The organism is Microbacterium sp. CFSPD4_SD4, assembly GCF_057364585.1.
Genome location: NZ_JBNFOC010000012.1, coordinates 79,372 through 85,457, shown reverse-complemented (window position 1 = coordinate 85,457; position 6,086 = coordinate 79,372). Strand labels below are relative to the sequence as shown.

Here is a 6,086-nt window from a genome sequence, read left to right as displayed (position 1 = left end):
GTTGTTTCCCCGTCCCCTAGCCCCTGTCTGCGTGCGCACGCAGAGGGGTGGGGTGTACGGAGAGGGGTGGGTGGGCAAGCCCGAGTAGGCTGAACGCGTGATCATCGGCACCGGCATCGACCTCGTGGACATCCCGCGGTTCGAGCGCACGATGACCAGGACCCCGCGGCTGCGGGAGCGGCTGTTCGCGCCGTCCGAGCGCGACCTCCGGTTGCCGTCGCTGGCCGCACGGTACGCCGCGAAGGAGGCGCTGATCAAGGCACTCGGCGGCTCCGACGGCGTGCACTGGACCGAGATCGAGATCGCCTCGGAGGCCTCCGGAAAGCCGCACTTCGTGCTGTCCGGATCCACCGCCGCGGTCGTCGAGGAGCGCGGCATCCTGACGCTGCATCTGACCCTCACCCACGACGCCGGTCTCGCCGCCGCGTTCGTCGTCGCCGAAGGAGCCCCGCTGTGACCGTCCCCTTCCGCGAGGCCACGATCGACCTCGATGCGATCGCCGACAACGTGCGACACTTCCGCAGGCTCACCGGAGTCGAGGTGCTCGTCGTCGTCAAGGCCAACGCCTACGGGCACGGCGCCGCCGCGACCGCCGTGGCCGCGCTCTCCGCCGGTGCGACGCGGCTCGGCGTGGCCGAGATCCCGGAGGCGCTGGAACTGCGGCGTCAGGGCGTGCACGCGCCTGTGGTGGCCTGGCTGCACGCCCCGGGGGAGCGGTTCCTGGAGGCGGCAGCGGAAGGGGTCGAGGTCGGCATCTCGTCGTACGACCAGCTGCAGGCGGCCGCCGCCGCCGCGTCCGCGGACCGCCCGGTCGCCGTGCACCTGAAGCTCGAGACCGGGCTTTCGCGCAACGGCATCGCTCCCGACGACTGGGGGACGGTGCTCGCCGAGGCCGCCCGGCTGGAGCGCATCGGCCGCCTGCGCATCGTGGGCCTCTTCTCGCACCTCTCCAACGCCTCGCCGGCCGACGACCGCGCCGCGCTCGCCCGGTTCGAGGAGGGTGTGGCGCAGGCCGCGGCGCTCGGCGTACGCCCGGAGATCCGCCACATCGCCGCCACGGCCGCCGCGATCGACCTGCCGGAGACACGGCTGGACGCCGTCCGCATCGGCATCGGCACGTACGGCCTCTCGCCCTTCGACGACCGCTCCTCCGCGGAACTGGGTCTGCGCCCGGCCATGACCCTGCGCGGGGCGGTGGCGGCCGTCCGTCGTGTTCCCGCCGGTACCGGGGTCTCCTACGACTACGTGCACCGCACCGACCGCGAGACCACCCTGGCGCTCGTGCCCCTCGGTTATGCCGACGGCGTGCCCCGCAGCGCCTCCGGACGCCTGCCCGTGTCGATCGGAGGGCGCCGCTACACGAACGTCGGACGGATCGCGATGGATCAGTTCGTCGTGGACGTCGGGGATGCACCGGTGGGTGTCGGTGACGAGGTCACCCTGTTCGGGGATCCGACCCTCGGCGTGCCGTCGGCCACGGATTGGGCGGAGGCCGCCGGCACGATCGGCTACGAGATCGTCACCCGCATCGGTCACCGGGTGCCGCGGAGGACGACGTGAGCCTGGACCCCGCGTTCCTCGGACGCCGCCGGATCTCCACCTCCGAGGAGATGGAGCAGCTCGGCCTGCGCATCGGCGAGCAGCTCGAGCCGGGCGACCTCCTGATCCTCACCGGGCCGCTGGGGGCGGGCAAGACCACGTTCACCCGCGGCCTGGCCGAGGGCCTCGGGGTGCGCGGTCCCGTGCAGAGCCCCACGTTCGTGATCGCCCGCACGCATCCGTCGCTCGTCGGCCGCGCGCCGCTCGTGCACGTCGACGCCTATCGCCTCGGCTCCGCGGCGGAACTCGACGACCTCGACCTCGACCTGGAGCGATCGGTCGTGGTCGTGGAATGGGGCCGCGGTATGGCGGAGGAGCTCGCCGACGCCTGGTGGGACATCGAGATCGAACGCCCCGTCGGTGCCGGCGAGGACGACGCCCTCGACCCGTCGGAACTCGACGCCGACGCACCTCGCGTCGTCACGATCACCCGTGAGGAGCGCGCGTGACGGCGGGGGAGCCGCTGGTCGCGGTCATCATCGAGGACGACCCCGGGGTCCGGTCGCTGCTGGACGAGGTGTTCCTCGCCGCGGGGTTCCGCACCGTGCTGGCCGGCTCCGGGCCGGAGGGGCTCGCGGCGGTCGCGGCGCACCGTCCGATCATCACCACGCTCGACATCAACCTCCCCGGCATCGACGGCTTCGAGGTCGCGCGGCGCATCCGACAGGTCAGCGACACCTTCATCATCATGCTGTCCGCCCTGGCCGACGAGTCGGACGTGGTGCTCGGCCTCACCTCCGGTGCCGACGAGTACCTGGTGAAGCCTTTCCGGCCGCGCGAGCTGCGTGCCCGGATCGAGGCGCTCCTCCGGCGCACCCGCACCCCGGCGACGGACCCGCTCCCTCTCGCCGCCGCGCAGGTCCCGGCGGCTTCGACCCCCGTGCCCGCGGCCTCACCCGCCCCGAGTGCCGCGCTCCCGGCCGGTGCCGCCGCCGATGCCACCGTGGCCACGTGGCGAGGGCTCGTGCACCGTGACCTCAGTCTCGACCTCGACACGCGCCTCGTGCTCGTCGCCCAGCGCCCCGTCGAACTCACCCCCACCGAGTTCGACCTGCTCGCGGCGCTCCTCGAGGCCGGCCGCCGGGTCTGCAGCAAAGCCGACCTCGCGCTCGGACTGCGCGGAGCCTCCGGCGACGCCTTCGATCGGGTGAGCGAACCCGACAAGCGGGCGATCGAGACGCACATGGCCAATCTGCGTCGGAAGCTCGGCGACAGTCCCACCGCCCCTCGCTACATCGAGACGGTGCGTGGCGTCGGATACCGCCTCACGTCCGACGATCGGCGCCCCTGACGGGAGGGGGCGAGGCCGCGGCTCCCCCACCGCGGCCCCGGATGCCTGCGAATCCCCACTCGCGCGGCCCCAGCTTCTGCGAAATCCCCAGTCGCAGCGTCGGCTCCCACTCAGAATCGTAGGGCGCGAACGCCTCCTGAAGAGCGAGATGTGACGATCTTTGAGTAATCTTGCGTGAATGCTGAGGATCGACCGGGAGGCGGACCTTGATGATCCGCACGGTCTCGATCTGGCGGTGGCAGCTGGTGTTCACCGCGAGCATCGTCGCCATCGTGGTGATGGTCGCGGGCTTCAAGCCGCAGACCCTCGCGATCCCGCTGTTCATCGGGGGGATCGGCCTCATCGTCGTCACCACCCTGGTGGCGCTCATGGTCCCGTGGCGACGTCTGCCGCGCACGGCGGTGACGGTCCTCCCGCTGCTCGACGTGCTCGGGGTCGGACTGACGACGAACGTGCCGGATCTCCGGCTCGGCTTCCTCTGGGTCTTCCCCGTGGTCTGGCTGGCGACCTACTTCTCGATGCCCTGGGTGTTCGTCGGCATCGCGCTCAGCGGCGGCTGCCTGGTGTTCTTCTCGGACCGCTCCGGCCCGCCGGAGGACGTGCTGCTGCGCGTGCTCACGGTCGTCATCACCCTGAGCTTCCTCGGCGTGACGGTCCGCATCGGCGCCCAGCGCTCCGGCGCGGCACGGCGGCTCCTGCAGCGCCGCTCCGAGCAGGTGAACCGGGCGGCGGAGCGGGCCGAGACGAACCAGGAGCGCGTCACGCAGGTCATCGACGCGCTGCGCATCGCGCTGGTCGTGGTCACCTCCGCGGGCCGCATCCTGCAGATGAACGACGCCTACCGCACTCTCTACGGCCGTGACCGCTTCGGCACGGCGCTCCCGTCGGCGTCCGTCGAGTACGACGCCCGGCGCGGGACGGCTCTGACCCCGGAGCGCACGACGCTGGCGCGGGCCGCCGCGGGGGAGTCGATGCGGGAGGAGCGGGTGTGGCTGTACGACGGGGCAGGGCAGTGGCACGCCCTGGCCGTGACCACGCAGCCCATCGCCGGAGCCCGGGAGGGGGAGCGCATCACCCTCGTCGTCATCGACGACGTCACCGCGCTCCTGGAGGCCGCCGAGGAGCGGCGGGCATTGACCGCCGTGATCTCCCATGAGCTGCGCAACCCGCTGACCGCGATCATCGGGCACGTCGAGCTCCTGCGGGAGCGCGACGACCTCCCCGGCCGGGTTCCCGCGCAGATCGAGGTCATCGCGGACGCGGGGGAGCGGCTGCAGGATCTCGTCACGAGCATGCAGGCCCAGACGGGGCGGGTCTCGCACGACCCCTTCGAGCCGGTGGACCTGCGCGTGGTCGTCGAGGAGTCGGCCGCGTCGTTCGCGCCCCTGATGGGGGCCGCGCGGCAGGAGCTCGTCCTCGACGGGGCCGAGCGGATGGTGATCACGGGCGACGCGTTCCGGCTGCGTCAGGTGGTGGACAACCTCCTGGGCAACGCCGTGAAGTACACGCCGGGGGGCGGGCGCATCACGGTGCGGCTGGCGGAGTCGGACGGACACGCCGAGGTCACCGTGGCGGACACCGGGATCGGCATCGCCGAGGAGGAGCTGCCGCGGCTGTTCGAGCCCTACTTCCGCGCCGACAGCGCCGTGCGCGGCGGCATCGCCGGCACCGGTCTCGGCATGGGCATCGCGCGGGACATCGTGGTCGCGCACGGCGGCGCCATCCTCGTGGCGAGCGAGGTGGACGTCGGGACCACCGTCACCGTCCGCTTCCCCCGACGAATGAGAGAGGACCCCCTATGACGCCGCTCGTGCCCGTCAGCGTCGACGTCACCACGAGCATGGTGGCCGTGGTGACCGTGCTCACCGCGATCGTCGTCGGTCTCGCCACCCTGGCGCGGCCGAGCAGGGCGACCATCGTCTGGGGCGTCGCCTTCGGCATCGGGATGCTCGGCGCCTACCTCTGGTTGGCCGGTCACCACACCGGCAGCCCCGTGCTCCGCGCGGCCGCCTCCGCGATCGTCGTCTCCTTCGTGCCGCTCGTGTGGCTCGGGGTGCGGATGCACTTCGGACGGTCAGCCCCCTGGCTGCCGGTCGTCCTCGCGCTCGTCGGCGTCCCCACGGCGCTGATCCTCACGGCGGGCACGCGCTGGTATCTGCCGGTCTTCCACGTCGTCTTCCTGGCGATGGCGGTCTTCGCCGGCCTGCTCGCCTGGGAGCTGCTCCGAGGGCAGCCGGCGTCGCGCGACATCGTGCTGCCTCTCGCGCTCGCCGCGTGCGGCTTCGTCGTGGTCGCCGTCGTGAGCGCCGGCTCCGCCCTCGTCTCGGGAGGCGTGAGCACGGAGGAGCAGCTCAGCGCGCTGCGCGGGATGAACGCGGTGGGCACGATCGTCGTGAGCACGTGCGCGGCCTTCACCCTCGTGCTCCTCGTCCGGGTGGAGACCGCGACGCCCGGGGCGGACGGTGCGGCGGAGCGCGCCAGGGAGCGGCTTCGCAAGGCGTCAGCGCAGAAGGACCCCGCCTGGTCGATCCTCGACATCCGCCTGGACGACCCCACCGACCTCCGCGAGGCGTCGAGCAGCGCCGGCTTCCGACGCATCGCCGATCGGTTCCACGCGGACATCGGCGACGCGCTTCCGGCGACAGCCGATGCGGAGCGGGTCGCCGACGACCGCGCGATCGTCATCATCCACGGCAGCGACGAGGCCGTGCGGTTCCACCTGCGGGCGATCCTGGCCTCCGTGTCGATCATCGATCTGGAGGCGCCCGCGACCGGGATCCGCTCCTCCGCCAGCATCGGCTGGGCGACGGCATCCGTCGCGGGATACGACTACGACGCGCTCGTCGCGGCGGCGGCATCCGCGGCGGAACGGGCACGCGACGCCGGCGGGGATCAGTGGAAACGCGCGCAGGAGTCGGATCTGACCGCCGTCTGACGCCGGGACTAGGGGGTCTGCTTCTCGCGCCCCCGCGCGAGTGCCGCGGAGATCGCATCCGCGGCGCTCGCGTCGGTGTCGGCGGCGGCGGAGACGTTCTCGGCGACGACGGCCTCGATGATCTCGGTGCGCTGGATCCGGGTCTCCCGCGGGGCCTTGACGCCGATGCGCACGCTGTCGCCCTTGATGTCGAGCAGCGTGACCTCGATCTCGCCGTCGATGCGCACGCTCTCACCGATCCGCCTCGTCAACACCAGCATT

At 72.3% G+C, this 6,086-nt stretch carries 7 protein-coding genes; 6 read left to right on the top strand and 1 reads right to left on the bottom strand.

Going from position 1 to position 6,086, the window contains the following annotated elements; translation table 11 throughout:
• Window positions 1–97 precede the first annotated feature (97 nt).
• From AC2W7E_RS14755 to AC2W7E_RS14730, 6 genes are all read left to right on the top strand, one after another.
• Window positions 98–457, top strand: a complete 360-nt coding sequence (locus AC2W7E_RS14755) for a holo-ACP synthase (protein WP_485989391.1) — start codon at window positions 98–100, stop codon at window positions 455–457.
• Window positions 454–1,560 carry an alanine racemase gene (alr, locus tag AC2W7E_RS14750; RefSeq protein ID WP_025104377.1) on the top strand — a complete coding sequence of 369 codons (1,107 nt, stop codon included), beginning with the start codon at window positions 454–456 and terminating at the stop codon, window positions 1,558–1,560. The genes AC2W7E_RS14755 and alr overlap by 4 nt, the downstream gene beginning before the upstream one ends.
• Window positions 1,557–2,048, top strand: coding sequence for a tRNA (adenosine(37)-N6)-threonylcarbamoyltransferase complex ATPase subunit type 1 TsaE (tsaE, locus tag AC2W7E_RS14745; protein WP_025104376.1), 492 nt, complete (start codon window positions 1,557–1,559; stop codon window positions 2,046–2,048). Before alr ends, tsaE begins: the two co-directional genes overlap by 4 nt.
• Window positions 2,045–2,890: a response regulator transcription factor gene (locus AC2W7E_RS14740; protein ID WP_062766247.1), complete on the top strand. Its 846-nt coding sequence runs from the start codon at window positions 2,045–2,047 to the stop codon at window positions 2,888–2,890. Before tsaE ends, AC2W7E_RS14740 begins: the two co-directional genes overlap by 4 nt.
• Window positions 2,891–3,099: 209 nt before the next feature.
• Window positions 3,100–4,692, top strand: coding sequence for a sensor histidine kinase (locus AC2W7E_RS14735; RefSeq protein WP_485989390.1), 1,593 nt, complete (start codon window positions 3,100–3,102; stop codon window positions 4,690–4,692).
• On the top strand, window positions 4,689–5,825 hold the full coding sequence (locus tag AC2W7E_RS14730) for a hypothetical protein (protein ID WP_485989389.1): 1,137 nt from the start codon (window positions 4,689–4,691) through the stop codon (window positions 5,823–5,825). The genes AC2W7E_RS14735 and AC2W7E_RS14730 overlap by 4 nt, the downstream gene beginning before the upstream one ends.
• Before the next feature lie 8 nt (window positions 5,826–5,833).
• Here the strand turns inward: AC2W7E_RS14730 and csrA are convergent, their stop codons facing one another.
• A complete protein-coding gene (gene csrA / locus AC2W7E_RS14725; protein WP_060922132.1) occupies window positions 5,834–6,085 on the bottom strand; it encodes a carbon storage regulator CsrA in 252 nt (83 codons plus the stop codon).
• Window position 6,086 lies beyond the last annotated feature (1 nt).